This is a genomic window from Actinoplanes sp. NPDC049681, assembly GCF_044465265.1.
Lineage (GTDB): Bacteria > Actinomycetota > Actinomycetes > Mycobacteriales > Micromonosporaceae > Actinoplanes.
This window is the reverse complement of the sequence record NZ_JBITLP010000011.1, coordinates 202895-225040: the sequence shown is the minus strand read 5'-3', so window position 1 is coordinate 225040 and position 22146 is coordinate 202895. Positions and strand designations below refer to the sequence as shown.

The window sequence follows — 22146 nt, the reverse complement described above, 5'->3', positions numbered from 1 at the left end:
CAGGAGAGGGATCAGTGACCGTTCAGGAAAACACCGTCGCCGCCGAGCCGGTGCCCGCCCACCGCGGGCCGTTCCGCCCGGGCGATCGTGTGCAGCTCACCGATCCCAAGAATCGCATGCACACCATCGTCCTCGAGCCCGGGAAGGCGTTCCACACGCATCGGGGTGCGCTCGAGCACGACGCCCTCATCGGGCTGCCCGACGGCAGTGTCGTCGTCTCCAGCGGTGGCACGCCGTATCTGGCGCTCCGGCCCCTGCTGTCCGATTACGTGCTCTCCATGCCGCGTGGCGCGCAGGTCATCTACCCGAAGGACGCCGCGCAGATCGTCGCGATGGGTGACGTCTTCCCGGGTGCCAAGGTGCTGGAGGCCGGCGTCGGCTCCGGCGCGCTGACCTGTTCGCTGCTGCGGGCCGTCGGTGGCAGCGGCGAGCTGCACTCGTACGAGCTGCGGGAGGACTTCGCCGCCGTCGCCCGTAAGAACGTCGAGGCGTTCTTCGGCGGGCCCCACCCGGCCTGGCACCTGCACCACGGGGACGTCGCGGATGCCACCGAGACCGGTTTCGACCGCATCATCCTGGACATGCTGACCCCGTGGGAGGCACTCGGCATGGTCGAGAAGGCGCTCGTGCCCGGCGGGGTCTTCATCGGGTACGTGGCCACGACGCCGCAGCTCTCCGAGCTCGTGGAGGCGCTGCGCGAGCGCGGTGGGTGGACCGAGCCCCGGGCGTGGGAGTCGCTGATCCGGGACTGGCACGCCGAGGGTCTGGCCGTACGCCCGGATCACCGCATGATCGCGCACACCGCGTTCCTCGTGTCGGCCCGCAAGCTCGCGCCCGGCGTCACGGCGCCGCCGCGGCGGCGTAAGCCCAGCAAGGGTGCCGAGGCGTACGCACTGCGCCGGGCCGCTCAGGCAGCTCTGGCCGCCGAGCGGGCGGAGACCGCGACCGATACCGGGGTGTGACGGCTCAACCCGCGTCCGGTAGTTTCCTCGCGGGTTGATGGGGCTTGGGAGGGAACGGGTGGGCGCGATGTCTTCTCCGCCGTTCGGGGGCAGCAACGAGATGCCGGCGGTCTTCCCGGACTGGTCGCCGTACGAGGATCTGGACTCGGCCGCGCGCGCCTACCTGCGGGATCCGGAGGTGGCGCTGGACGCCCTCTTCGGCGTGCTGCGGGGGGCGTCGGTGCTGTGCTTCACGCTGGAGCGGTTCGTCAACGAGGTGAACGGCGTGTGGCAGGAGGTCGTCATCTGTGACGGCAGCCGGCTGGTGCTGTGGCACGGCGAGGACGTGGCGCCCGGCGACGGGCCCGTGGGCTCGATGACGTCCTCGTTGCGGGTGGTGCCGCTGTCCACGGTCACCGAGGTGGGCTGCCGGCGGCGCCTGACCCGGACGTCGACCGGGCAGGCGCGCGTCGACAGCATCGACGTCTACCTGCTGCTGAGCTCGGTGGACGACGCGGTGCCGCCGCCGGGTATGGCCGAGGAGGAGGGGCGGGCCGCCCTGCGCCACGACGCGCTGCGCTTCGGCAAGACCCTCGACGACGGCGGGCCGGGGCAAATCGCCCGGTTGGAGGAGTTCTCCCGGATTGTCGCATCTTTGGTCGGCCGTCCGACACTGTGACAATTTCCGCTGCCGGCGGTGATCGGTACGGGCCCCGCCGAGGCCCGTACCGAAAAAGATCAGTCCGCGTCCGGACCGGCCACCTCGACGTCGTCGGACGAGCGCACGACGTGGATGCAATCGCCCGGGCACTCCTTGGCCGCGTCGATCACCTCGAGCCGTAGCCGGGCCGGCACGCCGGTGCGCACTCCGGGGCTCTGCAGCAGCTCACCGGCGCTGTCCTTGACGTACGCCAGGCCGTCGATGTCGAACTCGAAGACCTCCGGTGCGTACTGCACGCAGAGCCCGTCGCCGGTGCACAGGTCCTGATCCACCCAGACCTGAAGTTCGTCAGTTTCGGTCGGTGCGGACACCGAACACCTCCCAGGAATCGCCCTGTCCGACGGTACCCGAAGGGTCTGACCACCCGGTGGCGGCACCTGACCGAATCGATCAAGGTTCAGTGACGAGGGTGTTGCATGGGTCGAAATCCGCCCGGCAGCGGTTAGTGTTGTCTCAAGACGTTCGAGCCCCCGGGGAGGTGGGACGTGGCACGTAGCGACGAGGCGGATTCACGCGCCGCACGTTGGGAGAAAGAGGCCAACGATCTCTCCAGCCAGGTTGCGTTCCTGCAGGAGGAACTCGCTCTGGTACGGCGCAAGTTGACCGAAAGCCCCCGACACGTCCGGCAGCTCGAGGAGCGGCTCGCGGCGACGCAGGCGCAGCTGGCCCGACTGACCGAGAACAACGACCGGCTCGTGGCGACCCTCAAGGAAGCCCGGGCTCAGATCGTCACTCTCAAGGAAGAGATTGACCGGCTCGCCCAGCCGCCCAGCGGCTACGGCGTTTTCCTGGCCGCCCACGAGGACGGCACCGTCGACGTCTTCACCGGTGGCCGCAAGCTGCGGGTCGCCGTGTCCCCGTCCCTCGAGGTCGAGGAGCTGAAGCGGGGGCAGGAGGTCCTGCTCAACGACGCGCTCAACGTGGTCGACGCGTTCGGCTACGAGCGGGTCGGCGAGGTGGTCCTGCTCAAGGAGGTCCTGGCGGGGCCGGGCGGCGCACCGGGCGACCGGGCGCTGGTCGTCTCGCACGCCGACGAGGAGCGGATCGTCCACCTGGCCGAGTCGCTGCAGGTGTCCGCGCTGCGGGCCGGCGACTCGCTGATGATCGAGCCGCGCTCGGCGTACGCGTACGAGCGCATCCCGAAGAGCGAGGTCGAGGAGCTCGTTCTGGAGGAAGTGCCCGACGTCGACTACACCGACATCGGCGGTCTGCATTCGCAGATCGAGCAGATCCGCGACGCGGTGGAGCTGCCGTTCCTGCACGCCGACCTGTTCCGGGAGCACCAGCTGCGCCCGCCGAAGGGCATCCTGCTCTACGGCCCGCCCGGCTGCGGCAAGACCCTGATCGCCAAGGCGGTCGCCAACTCGCTGGCGAAGAAGATCGCCGAGCGCCGCGGCGAGGAGAAGCACACCAGCTACTTCCTCAACATCAAGGGTCCCGAGCTGCTCAACAAGTACGTGGGCGAGACCGAGCGGCACATCCGCCTGGTCTTCCAGCGGGCGCGGGAGAAGGCCGGCGAAGGCACGCCGGTCATCGTGTTCTTCGACGAGATGGACTCGATCTTCCGGACCCGTGGCTCCGGCGTCTCCTCCGACGTCGAGAACACCATCGTCCCGCAGCTGCTCAGCGAGATCGACGGCGTCGAGGGCCTGGAGAACGTGATCGTCATCGGCGCCTCCAACCGGGAAGACATGATCGACCCGGCGATCCTGCGGCCCGGCCGGCTCGACGTGAAGATCAAGATCGAGCGCCCGGACGCGGAGGCGGCGAAGGACATCTTCGCCAAGTACATCCTCCCCGGCCTGCCGCTGAGCGCCGAGGACCTGGCCGAGCACGGCGGCGACGCCGACGTGACGGTCGCGGCCATGATCGAGGCGGTCGTGCTCCGGATGTACACGGAGTCCGAGGAGAACCGCTTCCTGGAGGTCACCTACGCCAACGGTGACAAGGAGGTCCTGTACTTCAAGGACTTCAACTCCGGCGCGATGATCCAGAACATCGTCGACCGCGGCAAGAAGATGGCCATCAAGGAGTTCCTCACCTCCGGCAAGAAGGGGCTGCGCCTGCAGCACCTGCTCGACAGCTGCGTCGACGAGTTCCGCGAGAACGAGGACCTGCCCAACACCACCAACCCGGACGACTGGGCCCGGATCTCCGGCAAGAAGGGCGAGCGGATCGTCTACATCCGTACGCTCGTCTCCGGCGGCAAGGGCGCCGAGGCCGGCCGCTCCATCGAGACGGCCAGCAACACCGGTCAATACCTGTAAGGCATCTGGGGACGCGGGCGGAGGTCATCCTCCGCCCGCGTCTTCTCATCTCAATTCCTGTCGTCTTCGTCGCTCTCCGTGGTGCCGGCCGCCGGCGGGTCGCCTGCTCCGCGGTGCGGAGGCGGCCACTGCGCCTGAAGATCGCCACCGAGAGTGCCGTGACGCGTACGGCCCGGGGCGAGAACCGATACGGAAGCGTCTAGGCTCGACACATGGGCAACGGCAACACAGTCGCGGGCGGAGTGGTCGTATGAGCGTTCGGCGGATTATGGGGACCGAGGTCGAGTACGGCATTTCCGTGCCCGGGCAGCCCGGCGCCAACCCCATGGTCACCTCGTCCCAGGTCGTCAACGCCTACGGCGCCCGCCCCGAGCTCAACCGCGGCGGTCGGGCCCGGTGGGACTACGAGGAGGAGTCGCCGCTGCGCGACGCCCGCGGCTTCACCTACTCCGGTGCCGCGTACGATCCGGCGGACGCGCTCGCCGACGAGGACCTCGGCCTCGCCAACGTCATACTCACCAACGGCGCGCGGCTCTACGTGGACCACGCCCACCCGGAGTACAGCACCCCCGAGTGCACCAACCCGCTCGACATCGTGCGCTGGGACAAGGCCGGCGAGCGCGTCATGGCCGAGGCGTCCCGCCGCGCCGCCACGATCCCGGGCACCCACCGCATCCAGCTCTACAAGAACAACACCGACAACAAGGGCGCCTCGTACGGCTCGCACGAGAACTACCTCATGCGCCGCCAGACGCCGTTCGCGGACATCGTCGCCCACCTCACGCCGTTCTTCGTCACCCGGCAGATCTTCTGCGGCGCCGGCCGCGTCGGCATCGGCCAGGACGGCTCCGGCTCGGGCTTCCAGATCTCCTCGCGCGCCGACTTCTTCGAGGTCGAGGTCGGCCTGGAGACCACGCTCAAGCGCCCGATCATCAACACCCGCGACGAACCGCACTCCGACGCGGACAAGTACCGCCGCCTGCACGTCATCATCGGCGACGCGAACCTCTCCGAGATCGCGACGTACCTGAAGATGGGCACCACGGCGCTGATCCTCAACATGATCGAGGAGAAGGTCTTCACCGGCGAGCTCGGCGTGGCCGACCCGGTCTCCGAGCTCAAGGCGGTCAGCCACGACCCGTCCCTGAAGCACCTGATGCGGCTGCGCGACGGCCGCCGGCTCACCGCCCTGGACCTGCAGTGGGCGTACTACGAGCGGGCCAAGGCGTTCGTGGACGAGCGCTACGGCAGCGACGTCGACGAGCAGACCGCCGACGTGCTCCGGCGCTGGGAGGACGTCCTCACCAAGCTCGGCGACGACCCGATGAGCTGCTCCGACCAGCTCGACTGGGTGGCCAAGCTGCGGCTGCTCGAGGGCTACCGCGAGCGGGAGAACCTGACCTGGTCGTCGCCCAAGCTCCAGCTCGTCGACCTCCAGTATTCCGACGTACGGCCGGAGAAGGGCCTCTACCACCGCCTGGTGGCCCGCGGCTCGATGAAGACGCTGCTCGATCCCGAGGAGACCCTGCGCGCGATGGTGGAGCCGCCCGAGGACACCCGGGCGTACTTCCGCGGCCAGTGCCTCGCCCGCTACGCGTCCGAAGTGGTCGCCGCGAGCTGGGACTCGGTCATCTTCGACGTGGGCCGCGAGTCGCTGGTCCGGGTCCCGATGATGGAGCCGGAGCGTGGCACCAAGAAGCACGTCGGCGCCCTGTTCGACAAGTGCGACACGGCCAAGGACCTGCTCGAGGTGATCACGAGCCGGTGACCGGCTTCGCTGCGCGAGAAACACGCGGACGGGCAGGCGTTTTCGTCGTACCGGCGAGGTAGGTTTTTCCCAACCCGAACCGGTTGGGTGTTGAAGGGGGACAGGGATGGCAACGCGAGACACCGGCGGTCAGTCGCAGTCCGGCAAGGGCAAGCGCGACGAGGAGATCGAGGACGTCACCACCGAGGCCAACCCGGAGGTTGCCGAGCGGCACGCCGAGATCACCGAGGACGTCGACGACCTGCTGGACGAAATCGACTCCGTCCTGGAGGAGAACGCCGAGGAATTCGTGCGAGGGTATGTACAAAAAGGCGGCCAGTAGGGCATAAGCCCCGTAAAGGACATCTGCCGCGCCGGGTCGACACCTCCATCGCGATGATCGCGTCGGTCCGGCGCGCAGGATATTGTGCTTCAACTGCGACGGCGGACTCGGGTGGTTGCGGGACAGCCCGGAACCCCTCGCCGCCGCGATCACGTTTTCGAGAGGAACCACGTGGCAGCGGGTTTTGATCCATCCGGGCGTCTTCCAGATGTGTTCACCAACGCGGGGACGTCATCCTTCACGCAGTTCCTGAGCCAGGCCGCCCCCGAGCTGCTGCCGGGTCGCCGGCCGTTGCCGCCGGGCATGGCGGCCGACATCGCGCCGCACGGCACCACGATCGTCGCCATCGCCACCACCGAGGGCGTCGTGATGGCCGGTGACCGGCGCGCCACCATGGGGAACCTGATCGCCAGCCGGGACATCGAGAAGGTTCACCCCGCCGACGCTTACTCGCTGATCGGCATCGCCGGCACGGCGGGTATCGGCATCGAGCTCATGCGCCTGTTCCAGGTGGAGCTCGAGCACTACGAGAAGATCGAGGGCGCGATGCTGTCCCTCGACGGCAAGGCCAACCGGCTGGCGGCGATGGTGCGGGGCAATCTCGGCGCGGCCATGCAGGGTCTGGCCGTGGTGCCGCTCTTCGCCGGCTTCGACCTGTCCCCGGCCGACCCGTCGAAGGTCGGGCGCATCTTCAGCTTCGACGTCGCCGGCGGGCTCTACGAGGAGACCGGCTTCGACGCGATCGGCTCCGGTTCGCTGTTCGCCAAGGCCGCGCTGAAGAAGCGCTACCGGCCGGGGATCGGCACGCAGGAGGCCATCCGGCTCGCGGTGGAGGCGCTCTACGACGCCGCGGACGACGACACGGCGACCGGCGGCCCCGACCTGACCCGCAAGATCTACCCGGTGGTGATGACCGCGACGGCGGACAGCACCCACCGGCTCACCGAGGCCGAGATCAACGCGGTGGCCGAGGAAGTGGTCGCCGGACGCATGGAGAACCCGGGCGGCTGAGCCCACGCCGAGTCCGACGACGAAACCACTCGAAGGTCATCGAAGGAGTAACCACCCGTGGCCATGCAGTTCTACGCCTCGCCCGAGCAGGTCCAGCGCGACCGCTCGGAGTACGCCCGCAAGGGCATCGCCCGCGGCCGTTCCGCCGTCGTGCTCACGTACGAGGGCGGCATCCTGCTGGTCGCCGAGAACCTCACCTCGCTGCGCAAGATCAGCGAGCTCTACGACAAGATCGGCTTCGCGGCGGTCGGCCGCTACAACGAGTTCGAGAGCCTGCGCCGCGCCGGCGTGCGGATGGCCGACCTCAACGGCCTCGCGTACGACCGGCGTGACGTGACGGGCCGGGCCCTCGCCAACGCCTACACCCAGACGCTCGGCGCGATCTTCTCCGAGACTCAGAAGCCGTACGAGGTGGAGATCTGCGTGGCGCAGGTCGGTGCCACCCCGGAGGCCGACGAGCTGTACCGCATCACGTACGACGGCTCGGTCATGGACGAGCCGGGCTTCATGGCGATGGGCGGCTCGGCGGAGGCCATCTCGACCGTCCTCAAGGAACGCCACGACGTGGCCGCCGACCTGCCGACCGCGCTGGCCCTGGCGGTCAAGGGCCTCGGCAGCGTGGGCGGCGAGAACGGTGCCGCCCGCGAGCTGGGCGCCTCGCAGCTCGAGGTCGCCGTGCTCGACCGCACCCGCAAGGGGCGGGCGTTCCGGCGGATCTCGGGAGCGGCGCTCGAGACGCTGCTCGGCGGCGGCAAGGACCAGCCGGAGCCCGAGGTGGGCGAGGCGGGCGACACGGCTCCGCCGGCGCCGGGCGAGGACAAGCCGACGGTGTCCGCGGCCTCGGTCGACCTCGAGGGCAAGCCCGAGGACAAGGACGGCTCCTGACGCGCGTGAGGCGTCCCCGGGCCGGCCGACGGCCCGGGGACGCCTCGCGGCCGCGGGTCAGTCGGTGAGCAGGGGGCGCCACCAGTCCGGGTGGTCGCGGTACCACTGCACCGTCTCCGCCAGGCCGGCGCGGAAGTCCACCCGCGGGCGGTAACCGAGCTCGTCACGGATGCGGCGGTCGTCGAGGGCGTAGCGGTGGTCGTGGCCCTTGCGGTCCGCCACGTGCTCGACCCGGTCCGCATCGGCGCCGCATTCCCGCAGGAGCAGCTCGGTCAGGTCCTTGTTCGTCAGCTCCTCCGTGCCGCCGACGTGGTACACCTCGCCGGGCCGGCCCCCGGTCAGCACCAGGGCGGTGGCGCGGCAGTGGTCGTCCACGTGGACCCAGTCGCGTACCTGGCTGCCGTCGCCGTAGAGCGGCACGGCCCGGCCCTCCAGCAGGGCGGTGACGAAGCGGGGGATGAGCTTCTCCGGGTGCTGGTAGGGCCCATAGGTGTTCGCCGTGCGGGTCACCGTCACCGGTAGCCCGTGCGTGCGGTGGAAGGCCAGCGCCAGCAGGTCGGCGCCGGCCTTCGTGGCAGCGTACGGGGAGGTGGGTGACAGCGGGGTCGTCTCCGTGCAGGCGCCCGACGGGACCGAGCCGTAGACCTCGTCCGTCGACACGTGCACGAACCGCTCGATGCCGTGCCGCAGGGCCGCGTCCAGCAGGATCTGGGTGCCCAGCACGTTGGTGGTGGCGAACTCGGCGGCCGCCACGATCGAGCGGTCGACGTGGGATTCCGCCGCGAAGTGCACCACGTGGTCGTGCTTGCGCACCACCGGTTCCACCAGCGCCGCGTCGCAGACGTCGCCCGGGACGAAGTCGAGGCGCTTGCTCTCCGCCACCGGGCCCAGGTTCGCGAAGTTCCCGGCGTACGTGAGCTTGTCGAGGACCGTGACCCGCGCTCCCTCGAGGCCCGGCAGGGCGTCCGCGAGGACCGCGCGCACGAAGGCCGAGCCGATGAAGCCGGCGCCGCCGGTGACCAGAAGATTCATCAGTGGCTCAGTGTATCCGCAGGTGACAGCGCTGCGGCGGGGGATGACCACGCAGTGCTGCGGTGAAAGGGCGCGTTGTCACTGCCGTTGGGAGCCGTTCTGAGGCTAATGTTTCGTCATGGAACGGCGAATTTTCGGCCTCGAAACCGAGTACGGAGTCACGTGCACCTACCGGGGGCAGCGGCGGCTGTCTCCCGACGAGGTGGCCCGCTACCTGTTCCGCCGAGTGGTGTCCTGGGGACGCAGCAGCAACGTCTTTCTCCGCAACGGTGCCCGCCTCTACCTCGACGTCGGTTCCCACCCCGAGTACGCGACCCCCGAGTGCGACTCCGTCACCGACCTGGTCGCCCACGACCGCGCCGGTGAGCGCATCCTCGAGGGTCTCCTGGTCGACGCCGAGAAACGGCTGCACGACGAGGGGATCGCGGGGGAGATCTACCTCTTCAAGAACAACACCGACTCGGCCGGCAACTCGTACGGCTGCCACGAGAACTACCTCGTGTCCCGCCACGGCGAGTTCGGCCGCCTCGCCGACGTCCTCATCCCGTTCCTCGTCACCCGGCAGCTGATCTGCGGCGCCGGCAAGGTCCTGCAGACGCCGCGCGGTGCGGTGTTCTGCCTCTCGCAGCGCGCCGAGCACATCTGGGAGGGCGTCTCCAGCGCCACCACGCGCAGCCGGCCGATCATCAACACCCGCGACGAGCCGCACGCCGACGCCGAGCGTTACCGCCGGCTGCACGTCATCGTCGGCGACTCCAACATGAACGAGGTCACCACGCTGCTCAAGGTCGGCAGCGCCGACATCGTGCTGCGGATGATCGAGGCCGGTGTCGTCATGCGCGACCTGACGCTGGAGAACCCGATCCGGGCGATCCGGGAGGTCAGCCACGACGTCACCGGGCGCCGCAAGATCCGGCTGGCCAACAACAAGGAGGTCAGCGCCCTCGAGATCCAGCAGGAATACCTGGCCAAGGCGACCGAGTTCGTCGAGCGCCGGGGCGGCGACCAGACCGCCAAGCGGGTCGTGGAGCTGTGGGGCCGGGTGCTCTCCGCCATCGAGAGCGGCGACCTGGACCCGGTGGCCCGGGAGATCGACTGGGTGTCGAAGCTCAAGGTCATCGAGCGCTACCAGGCCAAGCACGAGATCCCGATGTCGCACCCGCGGATCGCGCAGCTCGACCTCGCATACCACGACGTGCGCCGCGGTCGCGGCCTGTACGCGCTGATGGAGAAGCGTAAGCAGGTCGACCGCATCTCCAACGATCTGGAGATCTTCGAGGCGAAGGAGACCCCGCCGCAGACCACGCGGGCCCGGCTGCGCGGCGAGTTCATCCGCCACGCCCAGGAGAAGCGGCGCGACTTCACCGTCGACTGGGTGCACCTCAAGCTCAACGACCAGGCGCAGCGGACCGTGCTCTGCAAGGACCCGTTCCGGGCGTACGACGAGCGGGTGGAGCGCCTGATCGCCAGCATGTGACGCCGGGCAGTTAGGCTGGTCGGGCCATGACGACATCGCACGAGCCCGATCAGCCGCCGCCCGGGGAGAAGCCCGAGCGCACGTTCGAGGACGTGATGTGGGGGCGGGTCGAACGGCGCCGGGAGAAGATCCGTAGCCAGGTGGCACGGAACCGGCAGGGCGGCCACAAGATCCCGACGTGGGTGCTGGCCGCCGTCCTGGGTCTGCTGCTGCTCGGCTGGCTTTACCTGATCTTCTTCGATTGATGCTTTGCTGGGGACATGCCTGACATCATCGATCCCGCGATCAGCGACTACCTGCTCGCCCACTGCACTCCCGCCGACGACGTCCTCCAGGAACTGGCGGCGGAGACCAGGGCCGCCTTCCCCGACGCCGCGCGCATGCAGATCTCGCACGACGAAGGCGAGCTGCTCACCATGCTGGTGCGGCTGACCGGGGCGCGCACGGCGATCGAGGTCGGGGTGTTCACCGGTTACTCGGCCGTCTGCATCGCGCGGGGCCTTTCGGAGGGCGGGCGGCTGCTCGCTTGCGACGTCTCCGAGGAGTGGACGGCGGTGGCCCGGGCGTACTGGAAACGGGCCGGGGTCGACGACCGCATCGACCTGCGGATCGCCCCGGCGGTCGAGACGCTGCGGGCGCTGCCCGCCGACCCGGTCGTCGACTTCGCGTTCATCGACGCCGACAAGACGGGATATCGCGCCTACTACGAGGAGATCGTGCCGCGGCTGCGGCCCGGCGGCCTCGTCGTGCTCGACAACGTGTTGCGCGGCGGCCGGGTCGTGCAGCCCGGCGATCAGGGCGCCGACGTCGCCGCCATCCGCGAGGTCAACGATCTCGTGGTGGCCGACGACCGGGTCGAGTCGGTGATGCTGCCGATGCGCGACGGCGTCACCCTCATCCGGAAGAGTTAGAGCAGCGCGGCCGCGTGCCGGCCGGCCACGGCGGCCGCGACGAAGTAGGCGTGGTCCTCGGTCAGGCCGCGGCCCATGGTCGACAGCTTGACCGGGCTCTCCTGCAGCGCCGCGTCCAGGCCCTCGGTGCCGATCTCCACGACGCGGTGCAGCGTCGCCAGCGGAGCGAGGGCCTCGGCGACATCCTTCGCCAGATCCACCGGCAGGTCGGCCGGCACCGGCAGGTCGGCGGGGACCAGCGCGACTTTTCCGTACGCGGTGAGGCTGTGGTGGGAGACCCCCCGATGCCGCGGCCGGCCGTCAGCGTCGGAGATGCGCAGCGCGCCTACGGGGCGGCCGCCGAGCGCGACGACGGCGTTGACGGCTTCACCCACGGCGACTCCGGAGAACCCCCAGGGCGTACCGGTGCCCAGGTTGCCGGGGCCCTGGGCGACGATGGTCACGTCGGCGTGCAGCACGTGCCGGGCGGCGAGCAGGCCGGTGTGGACCGTGCTCGCCTCCAGGTCGCCGCCGAAGGCCTGGCCGGTCGTCACCGTGCCGGCGAGGTGGCCGCCCAGGCCGTCGAGGGTACGGGAGAACCAGGCCGGCAGCGCTCCGCCGTCGGTCATCACGTACGCGACGCGCGCGTCGGGGCGGTCGGCGTGGATGCCGGCAAGGATCGCGGGCAGCGCCGAGTGCAGGTCCGCGGTGACCACCGGCATGTCGTCGATGCCGGTCGCCGCGGCCAGCACCTCGTGGTGCGGCGACGCCTCCTCGTCCACGCCGAGCAGGATCGGCTGCAGCGGCGTGTAGCGGGCCTTGACCAGGTGGCCCGAGTCGCGGGTGGTGCCGTCGGTGCCCGGATCCGGGGGCAGCCGGTCGGGCAGCGCCACGACCAACGCATACCCGCCGGTGCCGAGGCCCATCACCTGGGCGCCCACGTTGAGCAGGACGCGGTCGCCGGGCTGCGGGGCGCCGGTCAGGGCCGGGTAGGCGAGCGCCTTGACCGGACCGTCGTCCGTGGCGACCTCCAGCTCGATCGCGCCACGCCACTGCCGCCGTACCGAAGAAACCGTTCCCGACCGCCAGCGCACCATGGCGGCGACCCTATATGTCCACCCCGCCGTCGCGATGGTTGCGTCCCGCGTGGCCGCGCGTCGGGTCCAGGAAGACGTAGCGGATGCCCGGGTAGCGGGCGCGGAGCCGGCGTTCCGCCTCGTCGGAGGCCTCCTCGATGTCGCCACCGGTGACGTCGTCGTCGAAGTCGACCTTCGCCGCGACCAGGATGTCGCCCGGCCCGAGCTGCATGGTCAGCAGCGTCGGCACGGCCGTCACGACCGGGATGGCGGCGAGGTCGTCGGCGATCTGGTTGTGCATGCGGCGCGGCACCGCCCGGCCGACCAGCAGCGATACGTTGGCGCGGGCCAGGATCGTGGCGACCACCAGGAGCAGCACACCGATGAGGATCGAGGCGACGCCGTCCCAGACCTCCGAGCCGGTGAGCTGTGCCAGCCCGATCCCGGCCGCGGCGAGGAGCAGGCCGATCAGTGCCGCCGAGTCCTCGAGGAACACGGCCTTCACCGTGGTGTCCGGGGTGAGCCGCAGGAACCGGCGGCGGCTGATGCCCCAGCGCTTCGACTCGCCGGTCACCTGCCGCTGCGCCTTGACGAAGGACACGCTTTCGGCGACGAAGGACACCACCAGCACGATGTACGAGACCACGTAGTGGCCGCTGTGCTCGCCGCTGAGGATCGTCGTCACGCCGTGGTAGATCGAGAAGCCGGCGCCGCCGATGAAGGTGAACAGGGCGGCGATGAAGGCCCAGACGAAGCTCTCCTTGCCGTACCCGAAAGGATGCTCCTCGTCGGCGGGCTTGCCGCCGCGGCGCAGGGCGACGAACAGGAAGACCTCGGTGACGGTGTCCGCCAGCGAGTGCGCGGACTCGGACAGCATCGCCGCCGAGCCGGAGAGCAGGCCGGCGACGAGCTTGGCGGCGGCGATCACGAGGTTGGCCAGCCCGGCGATGATCACCGTGCCGACGCTCTCACTCTCGCCGCCGGAGTCGGGCTCGGCGGGCGCGGGCAGGGCCGCCGCCGCGGCGAGGCCGACCGGAGGCTCGTGCTGCGAGGTTTGCGAGGTATCTGCGGCGGGGGAGATGTCAGGCACGTCTGCTTCGTTCCCCGTGGCGGTGAGCGATAACCGCCTCGGGCCTGCGGGCTGCTAGCGTTTCGGTCGTGTCGCGGACCCGTACCGAGCGCCTGGTGAACCTGGTGATCTGTCTGCTGTCCACGCGACGGTTCCTGACCGCCGCGCAGATCGCCGCGACCGTGCCCGGATACGAGCACGACCCCGAGGACCCGCGCGACCACGAAGCGTTCCAGCGCAAGTTCGAGCGGGACAAGGCCGAGCTGCGTGAGCTGGGCGTACCGCTCGAGACGGGCCTGGCGAGCGCCTTCGACACCGAGCACGGCTACCGCATCGCCCACCGCGAGTACGCGCTGCCCGACATCCCGCTCGAGCCGGACGAGGCCGCCGCGGTCGGCATCGCCGCCCGGCTGTGGCAGCACGCCGGCCTGGCCGCGGCGGCGTCGTCCGGCCTGGCGAAGCTGCGCGCCGCCGGGGTGGAGGTCGACCCGCAGGCCACCCTCGGCGTCGAGCCGGTGGTGACCGTCGACCCGGCCTTCGCGCCGCTCACCGGGGCCGCCCGGGCGCGGCGGGCGGTGACGTTCTCGTATCGCGTACCGGAGGTGGACGAGCCCTCCACCCGCCGCCTGCAACCGTGGGGCGTGGTCTGCTGGCAGGGCCGCTGGTACGTGGTCGGGCACGACCGCGACCGGGACGCCACCCGCTGCTTCCGCCTGTCGCGCATCGTCGGCCCGGTCCGGACAGTCGGGCCCGAGGGCGCCTTCACCCCGCCGCAGGACGTCGACCTCATCAGCCACGTCGCCCGCTTCTCCGGGCCGGTCGAACGCACCGGCCGGGCCACGGTCGTCGTCCGGCCGGGCCGGGCGGCCGGGCTGCGGCGGCTCGCGGTGGAGACCGTGCCCGGGCCCGCCGGTGACCGGCTGACGATCCCGTATTCCGACGTCGAGTGGCTCGCCTCCCGGCTCGTCGGCTACGGCGCCGAGGTGCGCGCGGACGGCCCGCCCGAGCTGCGCGAGGCGGTCATCCAGCAGCTCAAGGAGGTGGTGGCCCGGCACGAGCCGGCCGCCGCCGGGGTGGCGCCGTGACGCCGCCGCACCAGCGCGGCCCCGCCGGGCGCGCCTCGGCCGATCGGCTCGGGCGGCTGCTCAACCTGGTGCCGTACCTGCTGGCAAGGCCGGGGATCGCGGTCGCCGAGGCGGCCGCCGACTTCCGGATCACCGAGCGGCAGCTGCGCGAGGACCTGGAACTGCTCTGGGTCTGCGGCCTGCCCGGCTACGGCCCCGGCGACCTCATCGACATGGCCCTCGACGGCGACCGCGTGACCATCACGTACGACGCCGGCATCGACCGGCCGCTGCGGCTCAACCCGGACGAGGCGCTGGCCCTGGTGGTGGCGCTGCGGATGCTCGCCGAGACGCCGGGCATCGGCGCCCGGGACGCGATCGAGCGGGCCCTGGCCAAGATCGAGAACGCGGCGGGCGAGCTCGGCGACGCGCCGGTGGCCGTACGGCTGCCCGCCAACAGCGAGCGCCTCGACGCCATCCGCGCCATCGTCGAGCGCCGCCACGCCATGCGCATCACGTACTACACGGCTGCCCGGGACGAGACGACCGAGCGGGTCGTCGACCCGATGCGGGTGCTGATGGTCGGCAACCGGGCATACCTCGAGGCGTGGTGCCGCCGCGCCGAGGGCACCCGGCTGTTCCGGGTCGACCGCGTCGACGCGTTCACCGAGCTGGACGAGCCGGCCGCGCCGCCGGCCCGGGCGGTGCCGCACGACGTCCGCGACGGCGTGTTCCACCCGGGGCCCGACCTGCCGCTGGTGACGCTGCGGGTGGGCCGGGGCAGCCGCTGGATCACCGAGTACTACCCGTGCGAGGAGGTCCGCCGCGACGGCGACGAGTGGGTGGTGACGATGCGCGTCACCGACCTCGGCTGGGCGCAGCGCTTCCTGCTGGGCGTCGGCCCCGACGTGACGGTGGTCGCGCCGGCGGCGCTGGTCGACCGGATCCGGGCCCAGGCGGCCACGGCGCTGGACCAGTACGCAGGCCCCGGTCCGGCCAAGCCCTAAGCTGTCCGCCATGGTGCTGTGGATCGTGATTGCGGTGGTGGTGCTCGCGCTCGTCATCCTGGGTGCGACGGTCATGGCGGTGCTGGGCCGGCTGCGAGGTCTCGACCGGGCGATGCGCAAGCTGCTGCGCCGCCAGGAGCAGGCCGCGAAGCTCCAGGCGAAGGCCGAGGTGCTGCAAGAGACCATCGCCGGGCTCGAGCGCCGCGCCGAGCTGGCGCAGGAGCAGGTGGCCGTGATCAAGGCCGGCCGCGGCGCGTCCGACGGTAAGCACTCCTTACAGAATGCTGCCGGCCCGTGGTAACCTGCCGCGTTCCCGGTCCGTTGTCCGAAAATTCCTCGGATCGGTGGCCAAACAAACCGGTGCGGCGGGGGTCACTCCCGACAACCACACGTACGATGGATCCCGCACCGTCCTGATCCACCCTTGATCCGAACCGACTGGAGTCACCCATGGGCGCCCTCAAGCCATGGCACATCATCGTCATCGTTGTCGTGCTCGTGCTGCTGTTCGGCGCGAAGCGCCTTCCGGACACCGCGCGGTCGCTGGGCCGGTCGCTGCGGATCATCAAGGCGGAGACCAAGGGCCTGGTCGACGACGACAACGTGGCCGAGAAGGCCGAGCCGCAGTATTCGCGCCAGCCGCTGCACCCCAACGAGATCCACCAGCCGGGGCAGCAGGGCTACCAGCAGCCCGGTCAGGCGTACCAGCAGCCGCAGCAGCCCCCGGCGCAGCCGTACGTCGACCCGGTGCAGCGTACGAACGACCGCTGACCCACCGTGGCCATCTCCCTGCGCCGCCGGGGTCCGAGCAAGTTCGAGCAGGCCGCCGACGGCTCGATGACCCTGATCGAGCACGTCCGGGAGCTGCGTAACCGGCTGTTCTGGGCGTCGATCGGCATCGTCGCCGGACTGATCGTCGGATTCATCATCTCGGGATGGGTCTTCGACATCCTGCGAGACCCGTACTGCTCGCTGGACAGTTCGTGGATCGTCAACGCCAAAGGCCAGCGGGTCTGCAACTTCGTGGTGCTCGGCGTCGTCGATCCGCTCATCGTGAAGCTCAAGATCGCGCTGTGGGTCGGACTCATCGTCGGCTCGCCGGTCTGGATGTTCCAGCTGTGGGCCTTCATCGCGCCGGGACTGCACCGGCACGAGCGCAAGTGGGCGTACGTCTTCGTCTCCATCGCGGCGCCGCTGTTCGTCGGCGGCGTCACGCTGGCCTACTTCGTCGTCAAGCACAGCCTCGCGTTCATCCAGACGGCCGGCATCCTCGGCGTGACGACCCAGCTCGAGGTCGGCGCCTACGTCGGCTTCGTGACGAACATGCTCCTCATCTTCGGCGCGGCGTTCGAGTTCCCGCTCGTCCTGCTCATGCTCAACTTCACCGGCGTTGTCACCGCGAAGCGGCTGCTGAGCTGGTGGCGGATCGTGGTCTTCCTGTCGTTCGCCTTCGCGGCGATCGCCACCCCCGACCCGGGACCGTTCGGCATGACACTGCTCGCGGCCTGCATGACGGTGCTGTACTTCATCGCGGTGGCTGTGGCGGCGATCAACGACAAGCGCAAGGGCCGGGGCAAGGAGATCTACGCCGGATTGGACGACGACGAGATCTCGCCGCTGGAGGAGGAGCAGGTGCCGGTCGGCGTCTCCGACCGCATTGACGCGCCCACCTCGGTCGAGCCTCCGGCGCCCGTGGCGAAACCGATGCCGCTCGAGAGCCGTTTCGACGATATGACCTGAGCGCACGGCCGGTACATTCCCGGCTGTGAGCAGCAGTGACGACATCGCGGTGCTGGCCAACCCCAAAGCGGGGCGCGGCCGGCACCGCGGCGTGCTTCCGGCGGTCATCGAGCGCCTCGGGGCGGGTGGCCGGACCGTGCGCCTCCTGGAGGCGATCAGTGCCGAGGACGCCGAGAAGGCATGTCACCGGGCCGTCGCCGAAGGGGTGGCGGCGCTGGTGGCGGTGGGCGGGGACGGCACGGTGCACCGGGCGCTGCAGGCCGTGGCGGGCACCGGGACCTGCTTCGGCCTGGTTCCGGCCGGCACCGGCAACGACTTCGCGGCCGGCGTCGGCGTACCGTCGGATCCGTTGCGGGCAGCGGAGGCGATCGCCGCCGCTCTGGGCGACGGGCGGGACCAGCCGCTCGATCTGGCCCGGGTGATCACGACGCAGGGTGACGTCCGCTGGTTCGGCGCGGTGCTCGCGGCGGGCTTCGACGCGGTCGTCAACGAGCGCGCCAACCGGATGGTGTGGCCGCGCGGGCCCCGCCGCTACGACCTCGCCATCGTGCTCGAGACGGCCCGGCTGCGGCCGCGCCCCTACACGCTGGTCCTCGACGGCGTCGACCACAGCTTCGACGGGGTGCTGGCCGCGGTCGGCAACACCGTCAGCTACGGCGGTGGCCTGCGGATCTGCCCCGACGCGGACCCCGACGACGGGCTGCTGGACGTGGTCGTCGCGGCACCGCTCGGCCGGCGCGAGCTCGTCCGGCTCAAGCCCCGCCTGCGGCGCGGCACCCACGTCACGGACCCGCTGGTCACCAGCTATCGGGCGCGCGAGGTGCGGATCGACACGCCCGGGATCATCGGGTACGCCGACGGTGAACGGCTCGCCGCGCTGCCCCTCGTGATCGGCTGCGAGCCGGGTGCTCTCCGGTTGCTGCGGTGACCTCGCGATAAGCGGATCCCCGGCGGGGCCGAACGGACCGGTGCAACCCGCCAGATTCCTCAGGAGGCAGCATGTCGGTCGGTTCGGTCAGCGCCAGCACGGTCTCCACCGCGTACCTCGGCTCGGCGGACACCGCCGCCGCCAAGCAGGCGCCGGAGACGGGCGGGGAGCCGACGATCGCCGACCACGTGGCGGCCTCCGACGAGCAGCAGCCGATCCGCAGCGCTTCCGCCACGATGGGCACGCTGGTCGACACGTACCTCTGAGGTCACACCTCGCAGCCGGCCAGGGCGAGGGTGGCTCCGAGGCCGTTGGCGCGGCCGGGTTCCGCCGCCGGGAGCACCAGCGCCGCGCAGCCGGCCTGCACCGCGCCCGCGTCCGCCGGGCTGTCGCCGACCATGAGCGTGCGCTCCGGGTCCGCGCCCAGCATGCCGCAGGCGCGCAGGAAGATCGCCGGGTCGGGTTTCGTGCGGCCCACCTCGTACGAGAGCGCGAACGCGTCGATCAGGGTGTCCATACCCCAGGCGGCGAAGTGCGGGCGGATGTCGAAGCCGATGTTGCTGACCACGCCGACCTTGACGCCGGCCTCGCGCAGGATGCGCAGGGTCGGCAGCGTGTCCGGGTAGGGCAGCCAGCCGTCGGGTCCCAGGAGCCGGTCGTAGAGGGCGTCGGCCAGTCCCTCGACGTCCGTGCTGACCGTCTCCGCGAGGCCCGTGTACGCGGCTCGGTGGCTGTGTTCGTAAAGGTCGCGGTCGGCCCAGTGCTCGGCCAGGTGGATCGGCACCCGGCGCGGTAACGGGCCGCCGGCCCGCCCGGCCGTGACCAGCCGGTCGGCCAGGATGGTGGCCTTGCCCCGGTCCAGTTCCGTGCCGCAGGCCGCCGCGGCGGCGATCACCCAGGCCACCGGGTCCTCCACCTGGGCCAGCGTGCCGTGGAAGTCGAAGAGCACGGCGTCGACCTGGCGGCGCGACGGGGGAGCGGTCGATTCGGCGGCATCCGGCACGCCGTGCACGATACCGAGGCGCTCCGGCGCGGTTGTCGGCAACCGCCCGGCGAGCCATGACCTTCGTTGTGTCGTACCCACGCATTAGCCTTGTGGTCATGACGAGCCCCGCCGAACGCTACGCGGAGTCGAAGAGGCGGGCGGCCCGGGTGGCCGAGTTCCCGGCTCTGGAAGATTTCATGCTGGACGTCGGCTTCGACCTGGACGATTTCCAACGGCACGCCTGCGAGGCCCTGGAACGCGGCAGCGGCGTGCTGGTGTGCGCGCCGACCGGTGCCGGCAAGACGGTGGTCGGCGAGTTCGCCGTGCACCTGGCGCTGCGCTCCGACGGCTCCGGCCGGCGCCGCAAGTGCTTCTACACGACGCCGATCAAGGCGCTCTCCAACCAGAAGTACCACGACCTGGTGGAGCGCTACGGCGCCGCTCAGGTGGGCCTGCTGACCGGCGACAACGCCATCAACGGCGACGCGCCCGTGGTCGTGATGACGACCGAGGTCCTGCGCAACATGCTCTATTCGGGCTCGGCCAGCCTGCAGGGCCTCGCCTACGTGGTCATGGACGAGGTGCACTACCTGGCCGACCGCTTCCGCGGCGCGGTCTGGGAAGAGGTGATCATCCACCTCCCGGCCTCGGTCACGCTCGTGTCGCTGTCCGCGACGGTCAGCAACTACGAGGAGTTCGCCGACTGGCTGGTCACCGTCCGCGGGCAGACCGAGGTCGTGGTGAGCGAGCACCGGCCGGTGCCGCTGTGGCAGCACATGCTGGTCGGCAAGCGGATGTTCGACCTGTTCCACGACGCCGACGCGGCCCGCAAGCACGACGTGCACCCCGAGCTGCTGCGCTACACCCGGGAGATGCTGCGCCGGCTCGAGCTCACCGACCGCACGGCGGGGCCGGGCTGGCACAACCGCAGCGGCCGTCCCCGGCGCTGGCAGCCGCCGCCGAGGGCCGAGGTGGTCGACCGGCTCGACCGGGCCGGCCTGCTGCCCGCGATCCTGTTCATCTTCAGCCGCGCCGGCTGCGACGCCGCCGTGCAGCAGTGCCTGGCCGGCGGCCTGCGCCTGACCGACCCGGAGGAGCGGGCCGAGATCCGCACCATCGCCCAGGCCAAGGTGGCCGGCATCCCGGCGGAGGACCTGTCGGTGCTGGGCTACTGGGAATGGCTCGACGGGCTGGAGCGCGGCGTCGCCGCCCACCACGCGGGCATGCTGCCGGCGTTCAAGGAAGCCGTCGAGGAGTGCTTCGTCCGCGGCCTGGTCAAGGCGGTGTTCGCGACCGAGACCCTGGCGCTGGGCATCAACATGCCGGCCCGCTGCGTGGTGCTCGAGCGGCTGGTGAAGTTCAACGGCGAGGCCCACGTCGACCTGACCCCGGGGGAATACACCCAGCTCACCGGCCGGGCCGGGCGCCGCGGCATCGACGTCGAGGGCCACGCCGTGGTCCTGTGGAGCCCCGAGGTCGATCCCCGGCACGTCGCCGGGCTGGCCTCGACCCGGACGTACCCGCTGCGGTCGAGCTTCCGGCCGTCGTACAACATGGCCGTCAACCTGGTCGGCTCGGTCGGCGCCGAGAAGTCCCGCGACCTGCTGGAGTCCTCCTTCGCGCAGTTCCAGGCGGACCGCTCGGTCGTCGGGCTGGCCCGCCAGGTGCAGCGCAACATCGACACCATGGGGACGTACGGCAAGGACGCCGCCTGCCACCACGGCGACTTCGACGAGTACTTCGCCATCCGCGTGGCCATCGCCGACCGGGAGCGGGCGCTGGCCCGGCAGGGCGCCTCGCAGCGCCGGTCGGCCGCGGTGTCCTCACTGGAGCGGCTCCGCGTCGGCGACGTCATCCGGGTGCCGCAGGGCCGGCGCGCGGGCCTCGCGGTCGTGCTGGAGCCGCCCTCCGGTGGCTTCGGCGAGCCGCGCCCGCTGGTGCTGACCCAGGACCGCTGGGCCGGCCGCGTCGGCCCGGCCGACTTCCCGGGCGCGTTCGAGGTGCTCGACCGGGTACGGGTGCCCAAGCACTTCAACCCGCGCTCGCCCGCCCACCGCCGCGACCTCGCCGCCACGATCAGCGCCACCGGCCTGGACCGGCACGACGGGCCCGGCGGCCGCCGGGGACGCAACCGCGGTGCGCCGGGCGAGGACGCGGAGATCGCGCTGCTCAAGGTGCAGCTGCGGCAGCATCCGTGCCACGCCTGCCCGGAGCGCGAGGAGCACGCCCGGTGGGCCGAGCGCCGGCACCGGCTCCAGCGCGACACCGAGGCGCTGCGGGAGAAGGTCGCCGGACGCACGGGCTCACTGGCGCGCACCTTCGACCAGGTCTGCGCGGTGCTGACCGAGCGCGGCTACCTCACCCCCGAGGGCGAGGTCACCGACGCCGGCCGGATGCTCGGCCGGATCTGGACGGAGGCTGACCTCCTGGTCGCCGAGTGCCTGCGCCGCGGCCTGTGGGAGGACCTGCAGCCCGAGGAGCTGGCGGCGGCGGTGTCCATGGTGCTCTACGAGTCCCGCCGGGAGGGTGACGAACGAGCCTCGGTCCCCAAGGGCGCGACGACGGCCGCGGTGGACGCGTGCCAGAAGCTCTGGGCCGAGATCGAGTCGCAGGAGGCGGCGCACGGGCTCTCGCTGACCCGCGAGCCGGATCCCGGGTTCGTGTGGCCGATGTACCGCTGGGCCCGTGGGGAACCGCTCGCGCGGGTGCTGGCCAGCGGCCACAACTACGATTCGGACATGCCGGCCGGTGACTTCGTCCGGTGGGCCCGGCAGGTCCTCGACCTGCTGGCGCAGCTGAAGGACGCGTCGTCGGCCTCGCCGGGGGTGCGGGAGACGGCGCGCAAGGCGATGACGGCGATCAACCGGGGGGTGCTGGCCTACCAGACAGGTCTGTGACGAAGCAGGCGCGGCCGTCCGGTTGCTGCCGGATGGCAAGATCGTTCCATGTGATCGTTGATGCCG

24 protein-coding genes are annotated in these 22146 nt (G+C 71.0%); 19 read left to right on the top strand and 5 right to left on the bottom strand.

Annotated features, from left to right (window positions below; all coding sequences use genetic code 11):
• Nucleotides 1-14: 14 nt before the first annotated feature.
• Nucleotides 15-962 (top strand): tRNA (adenine-N1)-methyltransferase, encoded by a 948-nt coding sequence (locus tag ACIBO8_RS35160; protein ID WP_396119821.1) that lies wholly within the window; start codon nucleotides 15-17, stop codon nucleotides 960-962.
• A gap of 67 nt (nucleotides 963-1029) precedes the next feature.
• A complete protein-coding gene (locus tag ACIBO8_RS35155; RefSeq protein ID WP_396075151.1) occupies nucleotides 1030-1620 on the top strand; it encodes a hypothetical protein in 591 nt (196 codons plus the stop codon).
• A 59-nt stretch (nucleotides 1621-1679) separates the two neighbouring features.
• Here the strand turns inward: ACIBO8_RS35155 and ACIBO8_RS35150 are convergent, their stop codons facing one another.
• Complete coding sequence (locus tag ACIBO8_RS35150; protein ID WP_396119820.1) at nucleotides 1680-1973, bottom strand: ferredoxin; 294 nt, start codon at nucleotides 1971-1973, stop codon at nucleotides 1680-1682.
• Nucleotides 1974-2147: 174 nt separating this feature from the next.
• Here ACIBO8_RS35150 and arc point away from each other — a divergent pair, with 174 nt between their 5' ends.
• The 6 genes from arc to prcA all read left to right on the top strand — a co-directional run bounded on the left by arc (nucleotide 2148) and on the right by prcA (nucleotide 7915).
• The gene (arc, locus tag ACIBO8_RS35145; RefSeq protein WP_364713778.1) at nucleotides 2148-3929 is read left to right on the top strand and encodes a proteasome ATPase; all 1782 of its coding nucleotides are present in this window, start codon (nucleotides 2148-2150) and stop codon (nucleotides 3927-3929) included.
• A gap of 250 nt (nucleotides 3930-4179) precedes the next feature.
• Nucleotides 4180-5697: a depupylase/deamidase Dop gene (dop, locus tag ACIBO8_RS35140; RefSeq protein ID WP_396119819.1), complete on the top strand. Its 1518-nt coding sequence runs from the start codon at nucleotides 4180-4182 to the stop codon at nucleotides 5695-5697.
• 106 nt (nucleotides 5698-5803) lie between these two features.
• Nucleotides 5804-6019: a ubiquitin-like protein Pup gene (locus ACIBO8_RS35135; RefSeq protein WP_106124861.1), complete on the top strand. Its 216-nt coding sequence runs from the start codon at nucleotides 5804-5806 to the stop codon at nucleotides 6017-6019.
• 82 nt (nucleotides 6020-6101) lie between these two features.
• Nucleotides 6102-6272, top strand: coding sequence for a hypothetical protein (locus tag ACIBO8_RS35130; protein WP_396119817.1), 171 nt, complete (start codon nucleotides 6102-6104; stop codon nucleotides 6270-6272).
• A complete protein-coding gene (gene prcB, locus ACIBO8_RS35125) occupies nucleotides 6191-7030 on the top strand; it encodes a proteasome subunit beta (RefSeq protein WP_396119816.1) in 840 nt (279 codons plus the stop codon). Before ACIBO8_RS35130 ends, prcB begins: the two co-directional genes overlap by 82 nt.
• A gap of 57 nt (nucleotides 7031-7087) precedes the next feature.
• A complete protein-coding gene (gene prcA / locus ACIBO8_RS35120) occupies nucleotides 7088-7915 on the top strand; it encodes a proteasome subunit alpha (RefSeq protein WP_396119815.1) in 828 nt (275 codons plus the stop codon).
• 57 nt (nucleotides 7916-7972) lie between these two features.
• Here the strand turns inward: prcA and rfbB are convergent, their stop codons facing one another.
• A complete protein-coding gene (rfbB, locus tag ACIBO8_RS35115; protein ID WP_396119813.1) occupies nucleotides 7973-8947 on the bottom strand; it encodes a dTDP-glucose 4,6-dehydratase in 975 nt (324 codons plus the stop codon).
• 118 nt (nucleotides 8948-9065) lie between these two features.
• Here rfbB and pafA point away from each other — a divergent pair, with 118 nt between their 5' ends.
• The 3 genes from pafA to ACIBO8_RS35100 are packed head-to-tail and all read left to right on the top strand — an operon-like array spanning nucleotide 9066 to nucleotide 11335.
• The gene (gene pafA, locus ACIBO8_RS35110) at nucleotides 9066-10424 is read left to right on the top strand and encodes a Pup--protein ligase (protein WP_396119812.1); all 1359 of its coding nucleotides are present in this window, start codon (nucleotides 9066-9068) and stop codon (nucleotides 10422-10424) included.
• Between the two features lie 26 nt (nucleotides 10425-10450).
• On the top strand, nucleotides 10451-10669 hold the full coding sequence (locus ACIBO8_RS35105; protein WP_396119811.1) for a hypothetical protein: 219 nt from the start codon (nucleotides 10451-10453) through the stop codon (nucleotides 10667-10669).
• 15 nt (nucleotides 10670-10684) lie between these two features.
• On the top strand, nucleotides 10685-11335 hold the full coding sequence (locus ACIBO8_RS35100; protein WP_396119809.1) for an O-methyltransferase: 651 nt from the start codon (nucleotides 10685-10687) through the stop codon (nucleotides 11333-11335).
• Here ACIBO8_RS35100 and ACIBO8_RS35095 read toward each other — a convergent pair.
• A complete protein-coding gene (locus ACIBO8_RS35095) occupies nucleotides 11332-12411 on the bottom strand; it encodes a DUF3866 family protein (protein ID WP_396119807.1) in 1080 nt (359 codons plus the stop codon). The two genes, ACIBO8_RS35100 and ACIBO8_RS35095, sit on opposite strands and share 4 nt — an antisense overlap.
• Nucleotides 12412-12421: 10 nt before the next feature.
• Nucleotides 12422-13399, bottom strand: a complete 978-nt coding sequence (locus tag ACIBO8_RS35090) for a cation diffusion facilitator family transporter (RefSeq protein WP_396119918.1) — start codon at nucleotides 13397-13399, stop codon at nucleotides 12422-12424.
• A 149-nt stretch (nucleotides 13400-13548) separates the two neighbouring features.
• Between ACIBO8_RS35090 and ACIBO8_RS35085 the strand changes: the two genes are divergently transcribed.
• The 7 genes from ACIBO8_RS35085 (at nucleotide 13549) to ACIBO8_RS35055 (ending at nucleotide 18464) form a co-directional block, all read left to right on the top strand.
• Entirely contained in the window at nucleotides 13549-14544 is a 996-nt protein-coding gene (locus tag ACIBO8_RS35085; protein WP_396119806.1) for a helix-turn-helix transcriptional regulator, read from the top strand.
• Entirely contained in the window at nucleotides 14541-15530 is a 990-nt protein-coding gene (locus ACIBO8_RS35080) for a helix-turn-helix transcriptional regulator (RefSeq protein ID WP_396119805.1), read from the top strand. Before ACIBO8_RS35085 ends, ACIBO8_RS35080 begins: the two co-directional genes overlap by 4 nt.
• 10 nt (nucleotides 15531-15540) lie before the next feature.
• The gene (locus ACIBO8_RS35075; protein ID WP_396119803.1) at nucleotides 15541-15831 is read left to right on the top strand and encodes a hypothetical protein; all 291 of its coding nucleotides are present in this window, start codon (nucleotides 15541-15543) and stop codon (nucleotides 15829-15831) included.
• Between the two features lie 149 nt (nucleotides 15832-15980).
• Nucleotides 15981-16301, top strand: coding sequence for a Sec-independent protein translocase subunit TatA (gene tatA / locus ACIBO8_RS35070; protein ID WP_396119802.1), 321 nt, complete (start codon nucleotides 15981-15983; stop codon nucleotides 16299-16301).
• Between the two features lie 6 nt (nucleotides 16302-16307).
• Nucleotides 16308-17270, top strand: a complete 963-nt coding sequence (tatC, locus tag ACIBO8_RS35065; protein ID WP_396119801.1) for a twin-arginine translocase subunit TatC — start codon at nucleotides 16308-16310, stop codon at nucleotides 17268-17270.
• A gap of 25 nt (nucleotides 17271-17295) precedes the next feature.
• Nucleotides 17296-18198, top strand: a complete 903-nt coding sequence (locus ACIBO8_RS35060; protein WP_396119800.1) for a diacylglycerol kinase family protein — start codon at nucleotides 17296-17298, stop codon at nucleotides 18196-18198.
• 71 nt (nucleotides 18199-18269) lie between these two features.
• Complete coding sequence (locus ACIBO8_RS35055) at nucleotides 18270-18464, top strand: hypothetical protein (protein WP_396119798.1); 195 nt, start codon at nucleotides 18270-18272, stop codon at nucleotides 18462-18464.
• A gap of 2 nt (nucleotides 18465-18466) precedes the next feature.
• On the opposite strand, the gene ACIBO8_RS35050 is transcribed toward ACIBO8_RS35055, so the two are convergent.
• On the bottom strand, nucleotides 18467-19210 hold the full coding sequence (locus ACIBO8_RS35050) for an HAD family hydrolase (RefSeq protein ID WP_396119917.1): 744 nt from the start codon (nucleotides 19208-19210) through the stop codon (nucleotides 18467-18469).
• 89 nt (nucleotides 19211-19299) lie between these two features.
• Here ACIBO8_RS35050 and ACIBO8_RS35045 point away from each other — a divergent pair, with 89 nt between their 5' ends.
• A complete protein-coding gene (locus ACIBO8_RS35045; RefSeq protein WP_396119796.1) occupies nucleotides 19300-22080 on the top strand; it encodes a DEAD/DEAH box helicase in 2781 nt (926 codons plus the stop codon).
• Nucleotides 22081-22146 lie beyond the last annotated feature (66 nt).